This window comes from Phreatobacter sp. (assembly GCF_022843985.1).
Taxonomy (GTDB): domain Bacteria; phylum Pseudomonadota; class Alphaproteobacteria; order Rhizobiales; family Phreatobacteraceae; genus Phreatobacter.
The window spans coordinates 77,187-96,269 of the sequence record NZ_JALHMP010000017.1; the positions used below are offsets into that span (position 1 = coordinate 77,187).

Below are 19,083 nucleotides of genomic sequence, written 5' to 3' on the forward strand. Positions count from 1 at the left end.
CCGCACGATGTCCGAATCCGCCGCTTATACGCCGGCAGAAACCAAGGCGGGTTTAACGGCGGGCCCCCGCAGTCGCGAATGAATTGCTGTGACGATGTGAGACAGGGAGAGCCTGCATCGTGGAAGGGCGGCCGTCGCGGTGCGCCGGCACGCGTGCCGTCTGCCGCGCGCGCGGACCTGGCCTCACCCCTTCCCCTGCTCCCGCGCCTTGCGCGCCGCGCGCCTCGCCTTGTTGGCGCGGATCATCTCGGCGCCTCGGCCGGGCAGGCCGGCCTGCTTGGCCCGGCCGAACACCAGCGCCCCGTCCCTGGCATCGAGCGTGATGGTCGAGCCCGCGGCGATCAGCACCTCGTCGCCGATGGCGAGCGGCGCCACCAGCGTTGAGTTCGAGCCGACGAAGACGTCGCGTCCGATGATGGTCGGATGCTTGTCGGCACCGTCGAAATTGCAGGTGATCGTGCCGGCCCCGATATTGGTGCCTTCGCCGATGGTGGCATCGCCGAGGTAGGCAAGATGGTTCGCCTCGGCCTTCGCCGCGATGGTGGTGCGGTTCACCTCGACGAAATTGCCGATATGGACCTTGGCACCGATACGGCTCTTCGGCCGGATGCGCGCGAAGGGGCCGAGGATGGCGCCCTGGTCCACCACGCAGCCCGCCAGATGCGAATAGGCCCGGATCGTCACATCGTCGGCGATGGTGACACCCGGTCCGAAGACCACATGCGGCTCCAGCGTGACATCCCGGCCGAGCACCGTGTCGAAGGCGAGGAACACCGTCTCGGGAGCCACCATGGTCACGCCGCCGCGCATCGCCGTCTCGCGCAGGCGCCCTTGAGCGATGGCCTCGACCTCGGCGAGCTGGACGCGGTCGTTGACCCCCCTCACCTCGGCCTCCGGCGCCAGCACGACGGCAGTGGCGAGGCCATCGGCACGCGCGAGCGCCACGGCATCGGTCAGATAGTACTCGCCCTTCGCATTGGCCTTGCCGATGCGCTTCAGGAGGGCCAGCGCCGTGCCGCCGGCGAGCGCCATCAGCCCCCCATTGCAGAGCGTAATGGCGCGCTGGGCCTCGCTCGCCTCTTTCTCCTCGACGATGGCGGCAAGGGACCCGCCCTCCATCACGAGCCGGCCATAGCCGAGGGGATCGGCCGCCTCGAAGCCGAGCACCGCCACCGCCGCGCCCGACGCGAGCGCCGCGCGCAGCAGCCCGAAGGTCTGCGGCGTCACCAGCGGCGTATCGCCGAAGGCGACGATGACATCGTCGAAGCCGCGGGCGATGTCGGCCTCGGCATGCAGCACCGCATGGGCGGTGCCGAGCCGCTCGGTCTGGACATGGATCGTCGCGTCCGCCTTGACCCGCCGTGCCTCGGCCGCAACGTCGTCGCGGTCAGGCCCTACCACCACCGCCGCCGCCGTGCCGCCGGCCGCCGCCACGGCGCGGAGCACGTGGCCGACCATCGACAGGCCCGCGACCTCGTGCAGGACTTTCGGCTTCGCGGACCTCATCCGCGTCCCCTCGCCGGCGGCGAGCACGATGGAGAGGCAGGTGCGCTCGGTCATGGGTGAAGTCCGATTCGGGCTATCCGCGGCAGTCTAGGGCTTTTGCGACCGGCATGAAGCCCATGCGGGCCGATCACCCCAGGCCCTTCGCCAGCCGGTCGAAGGCGACGAGTGTCGCGAGAAGCCCCTCCATCTGCTTCAGCGGCACCATGTTGGGGCCGTCGGAGGGCGCCTTGTCCGGGTCCGGATGGGTCTCGATAAAGACGCCGGCGACGCCGACAGCCACCGCAGCGCGCGCCAGCACCGGCACGAATTCGCGCTGGCCACCGGAAGACGAACCCTTGCCGCCGGGCTGCTGGACCGAATGGGTGGCGTCGAAGATGACCGGGGCGCCCGTCGTCTCGGCCATGATCGGCAAGGCCCGCATGTCGGAGACGAGCGTGTTGTAGCCGAAGGACACGCCACGCTCGGTCACCATGACGCCGGAATTGCCGGCTTCGCGGATCTTTGCGGCCACATTGGCCATGTCCCAGGGGGCGAGGAACTGGCCCTTCTTGACGTTGACGACGCGGCCGGTCTCGGCTGCCGCCACCAGAAGATCGGTCTGCCGGCACAGGAAGGCGGGGATCTGCAGGATGTCGACCACCTCCGCCACCGGCGCGCACTGGTCGATCTCGTGGATGTCGGTGAGGACCGGCAGGCCGAGCCGCTCCTTGACCTCGGCGAAGATCGGCAGCGCCGCCGACAGACCGATGCCGCGCGAGGACTTGCCGGAGGTACGGTTCGCCTTGTCGAAGGAGGACTTGTAGACGAGGCCGATGCCGATCCGCGCCGTGATCTCCTTGAGGGCCGAAGCCACCTCCAGGGCGTGATCACGGCTTTCCATGGCGCAGGGGCCGGCGATGAGAGTCAGCGGCAGGCGGTTGCCGAAGCGCACGCCGCCGACATCGACGGTCGCCTGTTCGAGAGCTGCAATCACGACTGTGTCCCTTCTCGCGCCGCATCGGCGAGGCTGGTCTGCCCGGGCGGGTTCTCGCAGACCCGCCCGGGCCGATCAACCCGAGATGGGATGACCGCCGCTCCTCGTCAATCGACGATGGCGTGCGGGATGAAGCAGGAGGTATTGCCGGTGACGAGGCCGGCATCCTCGCGGATGCCGATTCCGGCCGGGTCCTGGTCGATGATCCACGAACCGATCACCGGCCGCATGCCGTCGAAAACCACATCCGGCGCCAGCGCCTGGATGATCCGCGGCAGGGTGTCGTAGGGGCCCTCGGGCGCCACCACCGTCACGCCGTCCCGGCGGATCTCCACATTGGCGCCCTCGCGCGAGAAGATCGGCTTGGCGACATGGTCGCGGCCGATGGCGGAGGCTGCCGGATCGCCCTCGTAATAGCTCTCGAGCAGGTTCGGATGGCCGGGCGACATCTTCCACAGCTCGGGCAGGATCGCCTTGGTGGACAGCAGCATCTTCCACGGCGGTTCGATCCACACCGTTGGCGAGCCGGGCATGGCCGCCCCGAACTCCTCGTGGATCAGCCATTCCCACGGATAGAGCTTGAACAGCGTCTTGATCTCGCGGTTGTCCTCGTCGACGAAGCGCCCCATGCGGTCGAGGCCGATCGAGGCAATGTCGAGGAGCACGACCTGGTGACCGGCCCCGCCGGCGCATTCGGCCATGTACTCGACGTTCTTGCGGTCCTCTAGCTCCTCGGAAAAGGCCGTCATGTGCAGCAGATCGGCCGTCGGCCAGGCCGAAAACCGCGCGATCAGCTTGTCATGCAGGCTGTTGAACTGGTCGGCGCCCTGCGGCAGCACGCCTGCCTTGATCCGGTCCTCAAGCCAGTACCACTGGAAGACCGAGGCCTCGTAGAGCGAGGTCGGCGTGTCGGCGTTGAATTCCAGCAGCTTGGGCGGGCTCTTGCCGTCATAGACGAGATCGAAGCGGCCATAGAGGCTCGGATCGTGACGGTCCCAGCTCTGTGCGATCCAGTCCCAGTAGGTCGAGGGGATGTTGAGGCGCTTGAGATATTCCTCATCGCGCACGGCGCGGCCGGCCCATTCACCGCAGAGCGCCACGAGCTCGCTGGTGCCCGCCTCGATATCGTCCTCGATCTGGCGCAGCGTGAACCGGTAATGGGCCCGCTCGTCCCAGTAGCGCTCCCCGCCCGGCATGGCATAGGCGAAGCCATATTCGTCGGCGAGCGCCTGCCAGTTGGGCCGCTCGGCGATGGCGATCCGCTGCATGTCATCCCCCCCTGGATGAGCTGGAGAAGCTTCGGGCCGTCGAACCGAAGCCCGAACGGCTGACGCCCTGGCTCTGGCTTGAGGCTGTACCGGACGAACTGCGCCCTGAAGACCAGCCGCCGCCCCAGAACACCGAACGGGTGGAACTCGACGACCGGCAGGTGTTGCGGGGTGTGAAAGGCTGGCCGAGCGCCGTGAGATAGGCCGATCCCGCCCCGGCGGTCAGGGTCTCCACGGACCAGGGTCCGGACGATCCCCTGCGGCTCAGGCCGACGGCCCGAGCACCCCCTGCGAAAGCCGCCGCGCATTGCGGTCCCGATTGAATCGCCTCGCACTGGGCCACGGATGTCGCCACCTGGCTCGCCGTGCAGTCGGGGCGGGTGCCGCCGAGACCGAAACCGTTGGTGGCCGTGATGGCACCGATGCCGAGCAGGGCCGCTGCGCCGATGCCGACGGGACCGAGCAGCACCGAGCGCTTCTGCGCCGGGGCCGCAGCAGCCTCCACCCTCACCTGCGGCTTGGGGAGATTGCGCCTCTGCCGCTTGCCGAAGGGAGGCTTGGGATCCGCCATGAGATCCTCCTCACGTCGTCATCGAGGCGGCGGCGAGCTGGCCGCCGGTGATCGAGACCGCACCCAACCAGATCCCGGCAGAGATCTCCTGCCGCTCGATGCGCCCGCTGAGGTCGTCGATGATGAGCCGCGCGAGGTAATAGATGGCGATCTGCACGATCAGCGAGACCGTGGCCCAGAGCGTGTTGTCGAGGATCGAGACGGAAAACTCGACCGAGGCCGCCAGCGGCAGGGAAAAACCGATCAGACTGCCGGCAAGCGCGATCGCCGCCGCGGTATTGCCCTGCCGGATCAGCGCGAACTCGTTGTGCTGGGTGATCTTCGTGTAGATGGCCCCGAAAATGACCAGGAACAGGATGGCGAGCACATAATGCGCCAAGAAGGCCGGAAACCCCGACAGATATTCAGCAATGACCACGAGCCCCTCCCAGACCGATGCCGCCGCAGGCTACCCCCGGTCCGGGCCGCCCGCTAGCCTCGCCCGAAGACCGGCACCACCACCTCCGGTGGCCCCGGCCTGAGGCAGAAGCCGCTGGCGCGCGGCACGAATCCGGTGGCGCCGCTGGCGGGCTGGCAGGAAAGGTAGCGGTCCTCGCATTGCTGCCGCATGTCGAAGACGGGGCCGTTCTGTAACAGACGCCGATCGGCCTCGCCCATGAGCGCCGCGCAGCGGGCCGCGTCGATGCCACCGGCGGTGCAGGCCGCGACGGAGCGGAAGACGGGAGCGCCCGCACAGTCGCCGCCGGTGGCGATGACATAGGCGACGATGGCGCCGGCCGTCAGGATCAGGGCCGAGCCGACGACCGCGACAGGTTTCATCACACGAGCCGCGACTGCGCCTTGGCCGCCTCGATGAAGGAGCGGAACAGGGGATGGGGCTCGAAGGGGCGGCTCTTCAGCTCCGGGTGATACTGCACGCCGATGAACCAGGGATGGTCAGGATATTCGATCGTCTCCGGCAGAACGCCATCCGGCGACAGGCCGGTAAAGACGAGGCCCTTGTCCTCCAGCCGCTTGCGATAGTCGAGATTGACCTCGTAGCGGTGGCGGTGGCGTTCGGAGATCACATCCGACCGGTAGATGGCCGCGATGCGCGAATCCGCCTTCAGATGGGCGGTATAGGCGCCGAGCCGCATCGTGCCGCCGAGATCACTGCCCGCCGTCCGCTTCTGCAGTTCGTTTCCCTTCAGCCATTCGGTGAGGAGGCCGACCACCGGCTCCGGCGTCGGGCCGAACTCGGTGGAATTGGCCTGTGGAACGCCGGCAAGGTTCCGGGCCGCCTCGATCACCGCCATCTGCATGCCGAAGCAGATGCCGAAATAGGGCACCTTGCGCTCGCGGGCGAAGCGCGCCGCGCGGATCTTGCCCTCGGCGCCGCGCTGGCCGAAGCCGCCGGGCACCAGGATGCCGTGCACGTCCTGCAGATAGGGCGAGGGATCCTCGTGCTCGAAGACCTCGCTCTCGATCCACTCCAGATTGACCTTCACCTTGTTGGCGATGCCGCCATGGGCGAGCGCCTCGATCAGCGACTTGTAGGCGTCCTTGAGGCCCGTATATTTGCCGACGATGGCGATATTGACCTCGCCTTCCGGGTTGTGGACCCGCGCCGACACGTCATCCCAGCGCCGCATGTCCGGTTCGCCGCGAACCTCGATGCCGAAGGCGCGAAGCACCTCGTCGTCGAGGCCGGCCTGATGATAGGCCAGCGGTACATCGTAGATCGAGCCGGCATCGCGCGCCTCGACCACCGCCGAGGGCCGAACGTTGCAGAACAGCGCCAGCTTCTTGCGCTCGCCTTCCGGTATCGGACGATCGCAGCGGCAGAGCAGGATGTCCGGCGCAATGCCGATCGAGCGCAGTTCCTGCACCGAATGCTGGGTCGGCTTGGTCTTCAGCTCGCCGGCCGACGCGATGTAGGGAAGCAGGGTCAGATGGACATAGATGCTGTCGCCCTCGGGCAGTTCGTTGCCGAGCTGGCGGATGGCCTCGAAGAAAGGCAGCCCCTCGATATCGCCCACCGTGCCGCCGATCTCGACGAGGACGAAGTCGAAGCCCTCGTTGCCGGTGCGCACGAAGTCCTTGATGGCGTCCGTCACATGCGGGATCACCTGGATCGTGGCGCCGAGATAGTCGCCGCGCCGCTCCTTGGTGATGATGTCCTGGTAGATCCGCCCCGTGGTGATGTTGTCGGCCCGGGTGCAGGGACGACCGGTAAAGCGCTCGTAATGGCCAAGGTCGAGATCGGTCTCGGCGCCGTCGTCGGTAACGAAGACCTCGCCGTGCTGGGTCGGGCTCATCGTGCCCGGATCAACATTGAGATAGGGATCGAGCTTGCGCAGGCGGACCGTATAGCCGCGGGCCTGCAGGAGGGCGCCGAGGGCCGCCGAGGCCAGACCCTTGCCCAGGGACGAGACCACGCCGCCGGTGATGAAAATGTACCGCGTCATGGGGCTTCTTCCTTAAGGCGCAATGACCGATTCGGACAGCGGGGCGACAGACGGCCCGCGTCTTGTCCCCCACAAAAAAGGGCCGGTTTCCCGGCCCTGTCTCGGATCGATGTGCTTGCCGCCGGGACAGCCGGCTTGCAATGGGGGGACCCGCACTTCTACCGCTCGTCCCCAAATTAAACGTCGGCACTTACGGCCGCGGCGCGGGGGCCGCGGGTGCGGCAGGCGGCTGAGACAGGCCGCGCAGGCCCTCGAGCATACCGGTACCGCCCTGTCCGCCGCCGGACTGCGGGACCTGCGGCGTGGCGGGAGCGGCCGGAGGGCCCGGCGCTGCCGGGGCCGAGGTCGCCGGCTGATCGAGCAAAGAACGCGGCCCGCGGGCCTGGGTGGCCAGATAGGCCAGCGTGATCGAGGTGATAAAGAAACCTGTGGCCAGGATGGCCGTCGCCCGGGTCAGGACGTTGCCGGAGCCGCGCGAGGACATGAAGTTGCCGCCGCCGCCGCCCATGCCGAGGCCGCCGCCTTCGGAGCGCTGCAGGAGGACCACGACGATCAGTGCAAGCACGATCATCAGGTGAACGACGAGAATGACGGACTGCATGGCCGCGCAATTGTCCTTGGCTCGAAAGAATGGGCGTCTCTACACGATCGGGCGGGGCTTGCCTACCCCGCCGCGCCGGTGGGAACAGAAGGAGGCTCCGCGCCGTCAACCGGCCTCGTCGGCCGGCACTCCCCTGCCCCCGCCCGAGACCCCGGAATCGAGATGCCAGAAGATCCAGGCCGAGGCACTGGTGAGGAGGCCGATGGTCACGAAGGTGGCCTGGAAGGCGGTGACCGCCGAGCCGGCGATTCCCGCGGCGAAATGGGGGGTGAAGGTCGCCAGCAGCGCCCCGGCCACCGTCACACCGAGGCTCATGGACAGCATCTGCACCATCGAGAACAGGCTGTTGCCGCTCCCCGCCCCCGCGGGGTCGAGATCGCGCAGCGTCACCGTGTTCATCGCCGTGAACTGGAACGAATTGACCGCGCCGTAACAGCCGAGAAGGACGAGCATCGCCGGCAGCGACAGGAGCGGCATGAAGGCGAAGGCCGCCTGCAGGCCGCCGAGCGCCAGGGTATTGACGACGAGAAACCGCCGGTAGCCATAGCGATTGATGAGCCGGGTGACGGCGCGTTTCGCCGTCATCGCCATGGCAGCGACCGGGAGCATCATCATGCCCGCCTCCAGCGGGCTGCGCGCCAGGCCCACCTGCAGCAGCAGCGGGATGAGGAAGGGCATGGCCCCCGAACCGATGCGCGCGAAAAGGTTGCCGAGAAGCCCGACTGTGTAGGTGTGGATGCGGAACAGGCTCAGCGGAAAAAGAGGGGCGGGATGGCGCTGGGCATGGAGGAAATAGCCGACGATCAGCGCGAAGGCGAAGACGAGGAGAACCAGCACCGTGGCGCGCTCGAAGCCGAAATCGGTCAGCCCGTCGAGCGAGAAGGACAGCGCCACCATGCCGAGCGACAGCATGAGATAGCCGAGCATGTCGAACCGCCCGACGCCGGGATTGCGGCTGTCCGGCATGTAGAGGACGGTCAGCACCACACCGACAAGGCCGACCGGCAGGTTGATGAGGAAGATCCAGTGCCAGGAGGCCGTCTGCACCAGCCAGCCGCCGAGCGTCGGGCCGACCAGGGGACCGATCAGGCCGGGAATGGCGACGAAGCTCATGGCCGCGAGGAACTGGTCGCGCGGCACGTTGCGCAGCACCACCAGGCGGCCCACCGGCAGCAGCATGGCGCCGCCGGCACCTTGGACGATGCGCGACAGGACCAGCTGGGTCAGCGAGGTGGAGGCGGCGCAGGCCACCGACCCCAGCGTGAACAGCACGATGGCCGCGAGGAAGACGTTGCGGCTGCCGAAACGGTCGGCGAGCCAGCCCGAGGCCGGAATCAGCATCGCCATGGTGAGCGCATAGGCGATGATCACCGCGTGCATGCTGAGCGGGCTTTCGCCCAGCGCCCGCGCCATGGACGGCAGCGCCGTGTTGACGATGGTGGAATCCAGCGTCTGCATGAAGAAGCCGACGGCGACGATCCAAAGGAGGATCCTGAAACTTCCGCCGTCGGCCTGGGTCATGCGGGCAACCTCAGCGATAGGCGGCCGCGATGGCCAGGAAGTCGGCGGCCTTGAGGCTCGCGCCGCCGACCAGCGCGCCGTCGACATTCTCGACCGCCATCAGCTCCTTGGCATTGGCCGGCTTCACCGACCCGCCATAGAGGATGCGGATGCCGGCGGCTTGTTTGCCGTGGCGCGAGACCAGTTTGCGGCGGATCAGGGCATGGACCTCGGCGACGTCCGCCGCCGTCGGCGTCAGGCCCGTGCCGATGGCCCAGACCGGCTCATAGGCGACGATGATGGTCGCCGGCGTCGCATGCTCGGGCACCGAACGCGCCACCTGCCGCCCGACCACCGCCAGCGCCTTGCCAGCCTCGCGCTCCGCGCGCGTTTCGCCGACGCAGACGATGGCGACGAGGCCGGCGCGCAGCGCCGCCGCGGCCTTGGCGGCCACCAGTGCGTCGGTTTCCTTGAAATACTGCCGGCGTTCGGAATGGCCGACGATCACCGCCGTCGCCCCCGCATCGGCCAGCATCTCTGCGGAGACCTCGCCGGTGAAGGCGCCGGAGGCTTCGGGATGGCAGTCCTGGCCGCCGATGGCGACGCGCGAGCCAAGGGCGGTTGCCGCCGCCGTGAAGACCAGCGGCGCCGGCGGGCAGATCATCAGGTCGACCTTGCCGCGCAGGCTGGCGTCGTAGCCTTCGGCGAGAGTCACCAGCTCCTTCAGCGCGGCGCGACTGCCATTCATTTTCCAGTTGCCGGCAACGAGCGGGCGCACACCCATGACGAACTCCCCGAGAGTGATGAAAATGGAATGGCCGGCTGCCTAGCAGAAGGCGCAGAACAGCACCACCTGCCATGCTTGCCCCTCAGGGGCGCCATCACTATGCTCCGCCGACTTTTTCAGCCCCCAAGCGGCCCGCGTCGCCGCCCGCAGGAGACCCGCCCGGCATGTTGACCGGCCTTCGCAGCGCCTTCGAGAAGGGCTTCGCCCGATTCATCCTCATCGCCCTGATGAGCATCCTCGTCCTGTCCTTCGCCGTCTGGGGGATCGGCGACATCTTCCGTGGCGGCACCGCGACGACCGTCGCCAGCGTCGGCGGGACGCAGATCACGGTCCAGAACTTCCAGACCGCCTATAATCGCGAGGTGCAGAACCTCGGCCGCATGGTCGGCCGCGGCATCACGCCCGACCAGGCCCGCCAGTTCGGCATCGACCAGCGCGTGCTCAACCAGCTCATCACCGAGGCGACGCTCGACGAACGTGGCCGCCAGCTCGGCCTCGGCATCGACGACGAGACGATCCGCGCCCGCATCGTCGCGACGCCGCAGTTCCGCGGCCCGACCGGCCAGTTCGACCGTACCGCCTTTACCGAGGTGCTGCGCCAGTTCGGCTTTACCGAACAGACCTTCATCGAGCAGGAGCGCCGGCTCGCCGTGCGCCAGCAGATCGCTGGCGCCGTTTCAGAAAAGCTCGGTACGCCGCGCGTGCTGATAGATGCCATGACGCGGTTCCAGAACGAAACCCGCCAGGCCCAGTATGTCGTGCTCGGCGCAGCCCAGGCCGGCGAGGTTCCCGCGCCCGATGCGGCAACGCTGCAGGCCTATTTCGACGCCAACAAGGCGATGTTCCGCGCCCCCGAATTCCGCAAGCTCGTGCTGCTCACCCTGTCGCCGCAGGAACAGCTCGGCTTCCAGCAGGTGCCGGACGAGCAGGTCGCCGACGAGGTCGCACGCCTGCGGGAGGTCGCCGAGCGCCGCACCGTCCAGCAACTCGCCTTCCCGACGCCGGAGGAGGCCCAGGCCGCCGCGGACCGCCTCAAGGGCGGCGTCTCGTTCGAGGACCTCGCGAAGGAACGCAATGTCGCCGAGACCGACCTGACCCTGGGCAATCTCTCCCGCAGCCAGATCGCCGACCCGGCCGTTCGCGACGTCGCCTTCGCCCTCGCCGCCGGTGCGGTCAGCGAGCCGGTGCGCGGCCGCTTCGGCACTGTACTGCTGCGGGTGACCGCCATCGAGCCCTTCAACGAGGGCCAGGCGATGGAACAGGCGCGCATGACCATCGCCACGACCATGGCTCGCAACGCCGTCAACGACCTGCACGACCGTATCGAGAAGGAGCGCTCCTCCGGGCTGCCGCTCACCGACATCGCCGCCAAGGTCGGCCTCACCGTCACAACCGTCGATGCCGTGGACCTGCAGGGCCGTGATCCTGCCGAAGTGCAGCTCAACCTGCCCGGTGCCGCGGATTTCCTGCCCACCGCCTTCCGCGCCGAGGTCGGGCTGGAGAACGAGCCGGTGAACAACCGCACCAGCGGCCTGTGGGTCTGGTACGAGGTCTCCGCCGTCACCCCCGCCCGCGACCGCACGCTCGACGAGGTGCGCCCCCAGGTCGAGGCGCGCTGGCGCGAGGATGAGGTGAAGATCCGCATCGGCAAGGCCGCCGACCTCATGGCGACGACCCTGCGCGAGGGCAAGCCGCTGGCCGAACTCGCCCAGGCGGCGGGCCTTGAGGTGAAGACCACCCCGGCCATCCGGCGCAGCGCCACCGACGGCGTCTGGGGCGCCAGCGCCATCCAGATGCTCTTCGCCACCCCCCAGGGCCAGAGCGCCAATGCCCCTGCTGCCGACGGCATCGACCGCATCGTCTTCGTGACGACCGAGGTCACCCTGCCGGCGGATGCCGCGCTCGACGAGCGGACGCGCGACCAGCTCTCGCAATCGATCGAGGACGACGTCCTCGCGCAGTATATCGCCCGGCTGCAGCGGGACTTCGGCTCCAGCGTCAACCGCACGCTGCTCAACCGGGCGGTCGGCGGTACGGCCGATGCCCGCTGAGGCGGCAGCGACAACGAGGACGTCATGCAGATCGAACCGGCCTTCGAGGCCTTCCAGCCCCTCCACGCCGCGGGACAGCCGCAGGTGGTGTGGACGACGCTGGTGTCCGATCTGGAGACGCCGGTTTCCGCCTATCTGAAGATCGCCGGGTCGCGAACCAATGCCTTCCTGCTCGAATCGGTCGAGGGCGGCGCGATCAAGGGGCGCTATTCGATCCTCGGCATGGAGCCGGACCTGATCTGGCGGTGTCGCGGGTCGGTGGCCGAGATCAACCGCCGCCCCGGCGCCGACCGCAACGCCTTCGTGCCCCTGCCCGAGGCGCCGCTGACCGAATTGCGCAAGCTGCTGGCCGACAGCCGCATCGCCGTTCCCGAGACGCTGCCGCCCATGGCGGCCGGCGTCTTCGGCTATCTCGGCTATGACATGGTGCGGCAGATGGAGCATCTGCCGAACGTGCCACCGGACCCGCTCGGCCTCGCCGACGCGCTGTTCATCCGCCCGACCGTCGTCCTCGTCTTCGATGCGGTGAAGGACCAGATCACCGTGGTCACGCCGGTACGTCCGCAGGCCGGCCAGACCGCGAAACAGGCCTATGACCAGGCCGTCAACCGGCTCGGCGCCGTGCTCGACGCCCTCGACGGGCCGCTCGACAAGCAGACCCCCCTGCCCGACCATGCCGAGATAATGGCGGGCCTCGTCTCCAACACGCCCGAGGCGGACTATTCCGCCATGGTCGACCGGGCAAAGGACTACATCGCGGCCGGCGACATTTTCCAGGTCGTGCTGTCGCAGCGCTTCTCGACGCCCTTCACCCTGCCGCCCTTCTCCCTGTACCGGGCACTGCGCCGGGTCAATCCCTCGCCCTTCCTCTACTATCTCGCCTTCGACGGCTTCTCGGTCGCCGGCTCCTCGCCGGAAATCCTCGTGCGGGTGCGCGACGGCCGCGTCACCATCCGTCCGATCGCCGGCACGCGGCCGCGCGGCGCGACACCCGCCGACGACAAGCGCCTCGGCGAGGAACTGCTCGCCGACCCGAAGGAGCGCTCGGAACATCTGATGCTGCTTGATCTCGGCCGCAACGATGTCGGCCGGGTCGCACAGATTGGCACGGTGGAAGTCACCGACAAATTCTTCCTCGAGCACTATTCCCACGTCATGCACATCGTCTCGAATGTCGAAGGCGAACTCGACCCGAAGCACGACCTGATCGACGCCCTCGCCGCCGGCTTTCCCGCCGGCACGGTGTCAGGCGCGCCCAAGGTGCGCGCCATGCAGATCATCGACGAGCTCGAGAAGGAGAAACGCGGCCTCTATGCCGGCTGTGTCGGCTATTTCTCCGCCACGGGAGCAATGGACACCTGCATCGTGCTGCGCACCGCCGTGGTCAAGGACGGACAGATGTATGTCCAGGCCGGCGCCGGCATCGTCGCCGACAGCGTCAACGCCATGGAACAGGCCGAGTGCGTCAACAAGGCCAAGGCCCTCGTCCATGCCGCCGACGAGGCGGTGAAGACGGCGGCCCGCGTCGGGAGGGGCCAGTGAAGATCACCCTCATCGACAATTACGACAGCTTCACCTGGAACCTCGTTCACTATATCGGCGGCCAGGAGATCGGCGGCGTCAGGCCGGAGGTTGCCGTCATCCGCAACGACAAGACCACCGCCGAGGCCGTCATCGCCTCCGATCCCGACGCCATCGTGCTCTCTCCCGGCCCCTGCACCCCCAATGAGGCCGGCATATGCCTCGATCTGATCGCCAAGGCCTCCGACCGCATCCCGATGTTCGGCGTCTGTCTCGGCCATCAGGCCATGGGCCAGAGCTTTGGCGGGACCGTGATCCGCGCGCCGAAGCCGATGCACGGCAAGATGTCGACCATTTCGCACGAGGGCCACAGCGTCTTCCGCGGCATCAACGGACCCTTCCAGGCGACGCGCTATCACTCGCTCACCGTCGACCGTGCCTGCTGGCCCGACGATCTCGCGATCACCGCCGAATCCGAGGACGGCGTCGTCCAGGGCCTGATGCATCGCTCGCGGCCCGTCCACGGCGTGCAGTTCCACCCCGAGAGCATCGCCTCCGAGCACGGGCACCGCATGATCGCCACCTTCCTCGACATCGCGGCCGCTTGGAACCGCAGCCAGGGACGCCGCTGATGGAACCGTTCAAGAGCCTGATCGCCAAGGCGGCAACCGGGACGCCGCTGACGCGCGAGGAGGCCGCCACCGCGTTCGACCAGATCATGTCGGGCAATGCCACGCCCTCGCAGATCGGCGGCTTCCTGATGGCGCTGCGGGTGCGCGGCGAGACGGTGGACGAGATCACCGCGGCAGTCGCGACCATGCGTGCCCGGATGGTCCGGGTCGAGGCACCCGCCGACGCGGTCGACGTGGTCGGCACCGGTGGCGATGCCTCCCACTCCCTGAACATCTCCACCTGCGCCGCCCTCATCGTCGCCGGCGCCGGCGTGCCCGTCGCCAAGCATGGCAATCGCGCCCTGTCGTCCCGGTCGGGCGCGGCGGACTGCCTGATGGCCCTCGGCGTCAAGATCGACCTTGCCGCCGACGGCATCGCCCGCTGCATCCGCGAGGCCGGCATCGGCTTCATGTTCGCCCCGGCCCACCACCCCGCCATGAAACATGTCGGCCCGACCCGCGTGGAGCTTGGCACCCGCACCATCTTCAACCTGCTGGGCCCGCTGTCGAACCCCGCCGGCGTGAAGCGGCAGATGGTCGGCGTCTTCTCCGGCCAATGGGTCGACCCGCTGGCCGCCGTGCTCGCCAATCTCGGCTCCACTCATGCCTGGGTGGTCCATGGCTCGGATGGCCTCGACGAACTGACGGGAACCGGTCCGAGCACCGTTGCCGAACTCAAGGGCGGCCGCATCACCCGCTTCACGGTCCAGCCCTCGGATGTCGGTCTCGGCCTCTGCCAGCCCGGCGACCTCAAGGGCGGCGATGCCGCCCACAACGCCATGCAGCTGCGCGCCGTCCTCACCGGCGCCCGCAATGCCTATCGCGACGTCGCCGCCCTGAATGCCGCCGCGGCGCTGGTCGTCTCGGGCCGTGCCGCCACCCTGCCCGATGGTTTCGCCATGGCCACGGCGGCGATCGACAGCGGTGCTGCGGCGCAGACGCTCGACCGCCTCGTCGCCATCTCCGGCGCGGCCTGATCCCATGGCCGATATCCTGAAGACCATCGAGGCCTACAAGCTGGAGGAGATCGCCGCGGCCAAGCGCGCGCGTCCCTTCGCCATGGTCGATGCCGAGGCCCGCGCCGCAGCGCCCGTGCGGTCCTTTGCCGGCGCCATCACCGACAAGATCGCCGCCGGCGCAACGGCCCTGATCGCCGAGATCAAGAAGGCGAGCCCCTCCAAGGGACTCATCCGCGCCGATTTCGACCCGCCGGCCCTGGCCCGCGCCTATGAGGCCGGCGGCGCCGCCTGCCTCTCCGTGCTCACTGATGCGCCGTCCTTTCAGGGCGCCCCGGAATTCCTCACCGCGGCGCGTGGCGCCTGCAGCCTGCCCGCCCTGCGGAAGGACTTCATGCACGACACCTATCAGGTGGCAGAAGCCCGCGCCTGGGGCGCCGACTGCATCCTGGTGATCATGGCCTCGGTCGACGACGCACTGGCGGCCGACCTCGTCGCCGCCGCCACCGACTACGGCATGGACGCACTGATCGAGGTGCACGATGAGCCCGAGCTCGATCGGGCGCTCGCCCTGCCGTCGCGCCTGATCGGCATCAACAACCGCAACCTCAGGACCTTCGAGGTGACACTGGAAACCGCTGAGCGCCTCGCGCCGCGCATTCCCGCGGACCGGATCGTCGTCGGCGAAAGCGGGATTTTCGTCTCATCGGACGTCGCCCGTCTGCGCGCGGTGGGCATCCGCACCCTGCTCGTCGGCGAGAGTTTGATGCGCCAAATGGACGTTACGGAAGCAACCAGGCGTCTCCTCACGTAACGCCAGCCCGAAGACCGTGTCTTTCCGCTGCGCCTGCATCGAAATCCGGCAGATCACAGTAAACAGAACCCTAATTTTCCCCTGAAAACACGTTAATAATTGATTCACGCGCGATTCCGAATGCTTATTTCGTGTCGCCTAATCTCGTCCCCGGTCGCAGATTGGGGGTCGCCACGCCATGTGGAACAAAATCCTTAGGTTCAAGAACGATCGGCGCGGCGCCATCGCTGTCGCCTTCGCTGTCGCCATCTATCCCATCCTCATGATGATCTGTGCGGCGGTGGATCTCAGCCGTCACGGACAGCAGCAGGCGCGCCTGCAGGCGGCCCTCGACGCCGCCGCCCTGTTCGTCGCCCGGCTCGTCGCCGACGGCAAGCCCCCGGTCGATCTCACCGCCGCGGCCCGCGCCTTCGTCATCGGCAACATCAATCCGTCGGAGATGTCGAACCTCGTCATCAATGCCTCGATGGACAACACCAAGGTCTTCGTCACCGGCAGCGGCCAGTTGACCCCGGTGATGGCCAATATCCTGAGCGCCGGCGATCTCATGATCCGTGGCAACGCAGGCGCGACCTGGCGCACGAAGAAGATCGAACTGGTTCTCGTCCTCGACAATACCGGCTCGATGTCCGGCTCAGGCAAAATGACGGCGCTGAAGACCGCGGCCAAGAACCTGATCGACACGATGGCGATCGTCTCCAACAAACCCGATGCCGTGCGAATCGGCATCGTGCCGTTCGATGTGCAGGTCCGCCTCGGCACCACCTACAAGAACGAGAGCTGGCTCACCTATGCGGGCACCAGCATCACGCCGAGTTCCTGGACCGGCTGCGTCGCAGACCGGACCCAGAGCCATGATGTCACCGACACCACCCCCAATACCGCTGACCCGGCAACCCTGTTCCCGGCGCGCAACTGTACCAATTCCAACCTGACATCGATCATGCCGCTGTCGACCGACTGGACGGCGCTCAAGGCCAAGGTCGACGCCATGTCGCCGGCCGGCAATACCAATGTCACCATCGGTCTGGTCTGGGGCCTCCACATGCTCACCGCCAGCCAGCCGCTGACAACGGCGCGCACCCTCGTTCAGGAGCCGGACCTCGAGCGGATCATCATCCTGCTCACCGACGGCGACAACACCCAGAACCGCTGGACCACCAACGGCACCTCTATTGACGCCCGCACGGACCTCGCCTGCACCAACACCAAGGCCAACGGCATCCGGCTCTATACGATCCGTGTGATCAACGGCGACGCTGCCCTGCTGCGCCGCTGCGCCACGACGCCGTCGATGTATTACGATGTCCGTTCGGCCGCCGAACTGGTGCCGGTCTTCCAGCGCATCGCCGCCGAGATCGGCCAGTTGCGCCTGACCCAGTGATCGACCAATCGGGGAGCGGAATGACAAAGGCCCGGCGCGATGCGCCGGGCCCCGGGATCGCAGGCTTTGGCCTGCAACGATCACTTCGCCGGAACGAGCTTGCCGAAAGCGGCCTCGTAGGGCTTGAAGATCTCCTTGAAGAGGTCCGTGTAGAGTTCGCCGATCTTCGTCGCACGGGCGACCGAGGCCTCGTAGGCGGCCTTCGCATAGTCCGACTGGACCTCGATGACCTTGTCGAGGCTCTTCACCGCGGCGATCTTCTCGATGGTCGCCGAGCCGTCCTCGAAGGACTTCTTGGAATAGTCGACCATCTCGGCGGCAATCGCCTGATAGCCTTTGGTGAGCACCGTCATCGCCTTGACGGCATTGTCGAGATGGTCTTTGCCGAGCTTCTGCACGTCGTCGAAATTCTGGGCCATGGTCGCTCTCCTCGCGTGAAACCGCCGCATTCGTTTCCCGGCCGGGGTCGCCGAGCACCTGCACTGACGCCCTCTCGATAAGGCTTATGCTGCAGTGCGTCAATTAACTCTTTTGCACTGCAGCATCACCCGATCGGCGGAGGTCTTCCCCCCGCAGGGCCGCCAAGCGCGCCGACGAATGATGGCTTAACCAACTGGCAACCGCGACCGCTTACCGTGCTGATCAACGGCTCCTGGGGTTCAGGAGCTGCAGTGCCGAGTACGGCTGCGTATCGCCGATTGTGGTGTCGCGTCGCCGGCGGTCCTCAGGGGCCGCCGGTTGTCATGACCGGTCGTAACGCAGCCCGTCCGGCGCGCCAGGGACAGGGTTGCGGACCGGTCGCCAGAAGGCTCCCGGACCCCGCTAGTGATGAGTTCAGGGGTGGCGCTATGGCGACGATGAACGGCGCCGGTCGCGCGGTGTGGAGCCGCATGACCTTCATGGTGGCAGCCGGCATGGCAGCGACTTTGTCGCTCCTCGCCGTGACGCAGGCCGAGGCCCGTCCTCGCCGCCATGGCGGCTATGCTCCCGCCTATTCGGCCATCGTCGTCGACGCCAAGACGGGCGAAACGATCCATGCCGAGGCTGCCGACGCCCAGCGCTTTCCGGCCTCCATCACCAAGGTCATGACGCTCTATCTGCTGTTCGAGCAGATCGATTCCGGTCGCTTCTCGCTGCAGTCGCCGCTGCGCGTCTCGGCCGAGGCGGCGCGCCAGCCGCCGTCCAAGGTCGGCGTCCGGGCCGGTTCGACCATCACCGTCGAGGAGGCCATCCGCGCCCTCGTCACCAAATCGGCCAATGATGTCGCCGTTGTCGTCGCCGAGAACATCGCTGGATCGGAGGAGGCGTTCGGCCAGCTCATGACCCGCAAGGCGCGCGCCATCGGCATGAGCCGCACCACTTTCCGCAACGCCTCCGGCCTTCCCGACGCCAGCCAGGTAACCACGGCCCGCGACCTCGCCACCCTCGGTCGCGCCATCCAGGACCATTTCCCGACCTATTTTCGCTACTTCCAGACCTACTCCTTCGCCTATCGCGGCGTGAACCACCGCAATCACAACCGGTTGCTCGGACGCGTCGAGGGAGTCGACGGCATCAAGACCGGTTATATCCGCGCCTCCGGCTTCAACCTGCTGACCTCGGCCCGTCGTGGCCAGCGCCAGATCGTCGCCGTGGTGATGGGCGGACGCACCGGTGGCGCCCGCGACGCGCGCATGCGCCAGCTGGTCGATGCGACCTTCCCGCGCGCCTATGCCGGCGCCCGCACGGCACCGATGATCGCCCGCGCCAGTGAGCCGGCGCGAACTCAAACCCGCATCGCCGTCGCCGCCCAGGTTCCGGTGCCGGGCCGCCGCCAGCCGGTGGCCGAGCCCATGCCGATCACGCCGATGGCCGCTGCCGTCATCACCGCCGGCCAGACCCGCGGCGGGGCCTCCACCGGTGCCTCCGCTGCAGCGCCGGTCACCGCCAGCGCCCAGCCGCACCGTCAGGTCATCCGCGCAGAGACGGCGCCGCCGCCGGTTGCCGCCACGGTCCTCTCGGCCGCCGCCTCGCGGCCGGCCGTCGCGCCCGCC

At 67.8% G+C, this 19,083-nt stretch carries 18 protein-coding genes; 7 read left to right on the forward strand and 11 right to left on the reverse strand.

Annotation, left to right across the window (positions count from 1 at the left end; translation table 11 throughout):
* Positions 1 to 183: 183 nt before the first annotated feature.
* The 10 genes from glmU to tpiA form a co-directional block, all read right to left on the reverse strand.
* A complete protein-coding gene (gene glmU, locus Q0C57_RS13225; protein ID WP_296576900.1) occupies positions 184 to 1,560 on the reverse strand; it encodes a bifunctional UDP-N-acetylglucosamine diphosphorylase/glucosamine-1-phosphate N-acetyltransferase GlmU in 1,377 nt (458 codons plus the stop codon).
* Between the two features lie 73 nt (positions 1,561 to 1,633).
* Positions 1,634 to 2,479 carry a 3-deoxy-8-phosphooctulonate synthase gene (gene kdsA / locus Q0C57_RS13230; RefSeq protein ID WP_296576901.1) on the reverse strand — a complete coding sequence of 282 codons (846 nt, stop codon included), beginning with the start codon at positions 2,477 to 2,479 and terminating at the stop codon, positions 1,634 to 1,636.
* 107 nt (positions 2,480 to 2,586) lie between these two features.
* On the reverse strand, positions 2,587 to 3,747 hold the full coding sequence (locus Q0C57_RS13235; RefSeq protein ID WP_296576902.1) for a glutathionylspermidine synthase family protein: 1,161 nt from the start codon (positions 3,745 to 3,747) through the stop codon (positions 2,587 to 2,589).
* Position 3,748: 1 nt separating this feature from the next.
* Positions 3,749 to 4,318, reverse strand: coding sequence for a hypothetical protein (locus tag Q0C57_RS13240; RefSeq protein ID WP_296576903.1), 570 nt, complete (start codon positions 4,316 to 4,318; stop codon positions 3,749 to 3,751).
* A gap of 10 nt (positions 4,319 to 4,328) precedes the next feature.
* Positions 4,329 to 4,736: a DUF350 domain-containing protein gene (locus tag Q0C57_RS13245; protein ID WP_296576904.1), complete on the reverse strand. Its 408-nt coding sequence runs from the start codon at positions 4,734 to 4,736 to the stop codon at positions 4,329 to 4,331.
* Positions 4,737 to 4,789: 53 nt separating this feature from the next.
* A complete protein-coding gene (locus Q0C57_RS13250) occupies positions 4,790 to 5,137 on the reverse strand; it encodes a DUF1190 domain-containing protein (protein ID WP_296576905.1) in 348 nt (115 codons plus the stop codon).
* Entirely contained in the window at positions 5,137 to 6,765 is a 1,629-nt protein-coding gene (locus Q0C57_RS13255; RefSeq protein WP_296576906.1) for a CTP synthase, read from the reverse strand. The genes Q0C57_RS13250 and Q0C57_RS13255 overlap by 1 nt, the downstream gene beginning before the upstream one ends.
* A 190-nt stretch (positions 6,766 to 6,955) precedes the next feature.
* Positions 6,956 to 7,366, reverse strand: coding sequence for a preprotein translocase subunit SecG (gene secG, locus Q0C57_RS13260; RefSeq protein WP_296576907.1), 411 nt, complete (start codon positions 7,364 to 7,366; stop codon positions 6,956 to 6,958).
* Between the two features lie 105 nt (positions 7,367 to 7,471).
* Positions 7,472 to 8,887 (reverse strand): multidrug transporter subunit MdtD, encoded by a 1,416-nt coding sequence (mdtD, locus tag Q0C57_RS13265; protein ID WP_296576908.1) that lies wholly within the window; start codon positions 8,885 to 8,887, stop codon positions 7,472 to 7,474.
* A gap of 10 nt (positions 8,888 to 8,897) precedes the next feature.
* Entirely contained in the window at positions 8,898 to 9,650 is a 753-nt protein-coding gene (gene tpiA / locus Q0C57_RS13270; protein ID WP_296576909.1) for a triose-phosphate isomerase, read from the reverse strand.
* A 167-nt stretch (positions 9,651 to 9,817) separates the two neighbouring features.
* Here tpiA and Q0C57_RS13275 point away from each other — a divergent pair, with 167 nt between their 5' ends.
* The 6 genes from Q0C57_RS13275 to Q0C57_RS13300 all read left to right on the forward strand — a co-directional run bounded on the left by Q0C57_RS13275 (position 9,818) and on the right by Q0C57_RS13300 (position 17,050).
* Positions 9,818 to 11,704 carry a peptidylprolyl isomerase gene (locus tag Q0C57_RS13275; protein WP_296576910.1) on the forward strand — a complete coding sequence of 629 codons (1,887 nt, stop codon included), beginning with the start codon at positions 9,818 to 9,820 and terminating at the stop codon, positions 11,702 to 11,704.
* Between the two features lie 24 nt (positions 11,705 to 11,728).
* Positions 11,729 to 13,246, forward strand: a complete 1,518-nt coding sequence (trpE, locus tag Q0C57_RS13280; protein WP_296576911.1) for an anthranilate synthase component I — start codon at positions 11,729 to 11,731, stop codon at positions 13,244 to 13,246.
* Positions 13,243 to 13,857 (forward strand): aminodeoxychorismate/anthranilate synthase component II, encoded by a 615-nt coding sequence (locus tag Q0C57_RS13285; protein ID WP_296576912.1) that lies wholly within the window; start codon positions 13,243 to 13,245, stop codon positions 13,855 to 13,857. Before trpE ends, Q0C57_RS13285 begins: the two co-directional genes overlap by 4 nt.
* On the forward strand, positions 13,857 to 14,873 hold the full coding sequence (gene trpD / locus Q0C57_RS13290) for an anthranilate phosphoribosyltransferase (RefSeq protein WP_296576913.1): 1,017 nt from the start codon (positions 13,857 to 13,859) through the stop codon (positions 14,871 to 14,873). Before Q0C57_RS13285 ends, trpD begins: the two co-directional genes overlap by 1 nt.
* A gap of 4 nt (positions 14,874 to 14,877) precedes the next feature.
* Positions 14,878 to 15,666 (forward strand): indole-3-glycerol phosphate synthase TrpC, encoded by a 789-nt coding sequence (gene trpC, locus Q0C57_RS13295; RefSeq protein ID WP_296576914.1) that lies wholly within the window; start codon positions 14,878 to 14,880, stop codon positions 15,664 to 15,666.
* A gap of 178 nt (positions 15,667 to 15,844) precedes the next feature.
* Positions 15,845 to 17,050 carry a VWA domain-containing protein gene (locus Q0C57_RS13300; protein WP_296576915.1) on the forward strand — a complete coding sequence of 402 codons (1,206 nt, stop codon included), beginning with the start codon at positions 15,845 to 15,847 and terminating at the stop codon, positions 17,048 to 17,050.
* Between the two features lie 80 nt (positions 17,051 to 17,130).
* Here Q0C57_RS13300 and Q0C57_RS13305 read toward each other — a convergent pair whose 3' ends face one another.
* Complete coding sequence (locus Q0C57_RS13305; RefSeq protein WP_296576916.1) at positions 17,131 to 17,469, reverse strand: phasin family protein; 339 nt, start codon at positions 17,467 to 17,469, stop codon at positions 17,131 to 17,133.
* A gap of 438 nt (positions 17,470 to 17,907) precedes the next feature.
* On the opposite strand from Q0C57_RS13305, the gene Q0C57_RS13310 reads away from it, so the two are divergent.
* The coding region (locus tag Q0C57_RS13310; protein WP_296576919.1) for a D-alanyl-D-alanine carboxypeptidase family protein at positions 17,908 to 19,083 on the forward strand (1,176 nt) is incomplete at its 3' end.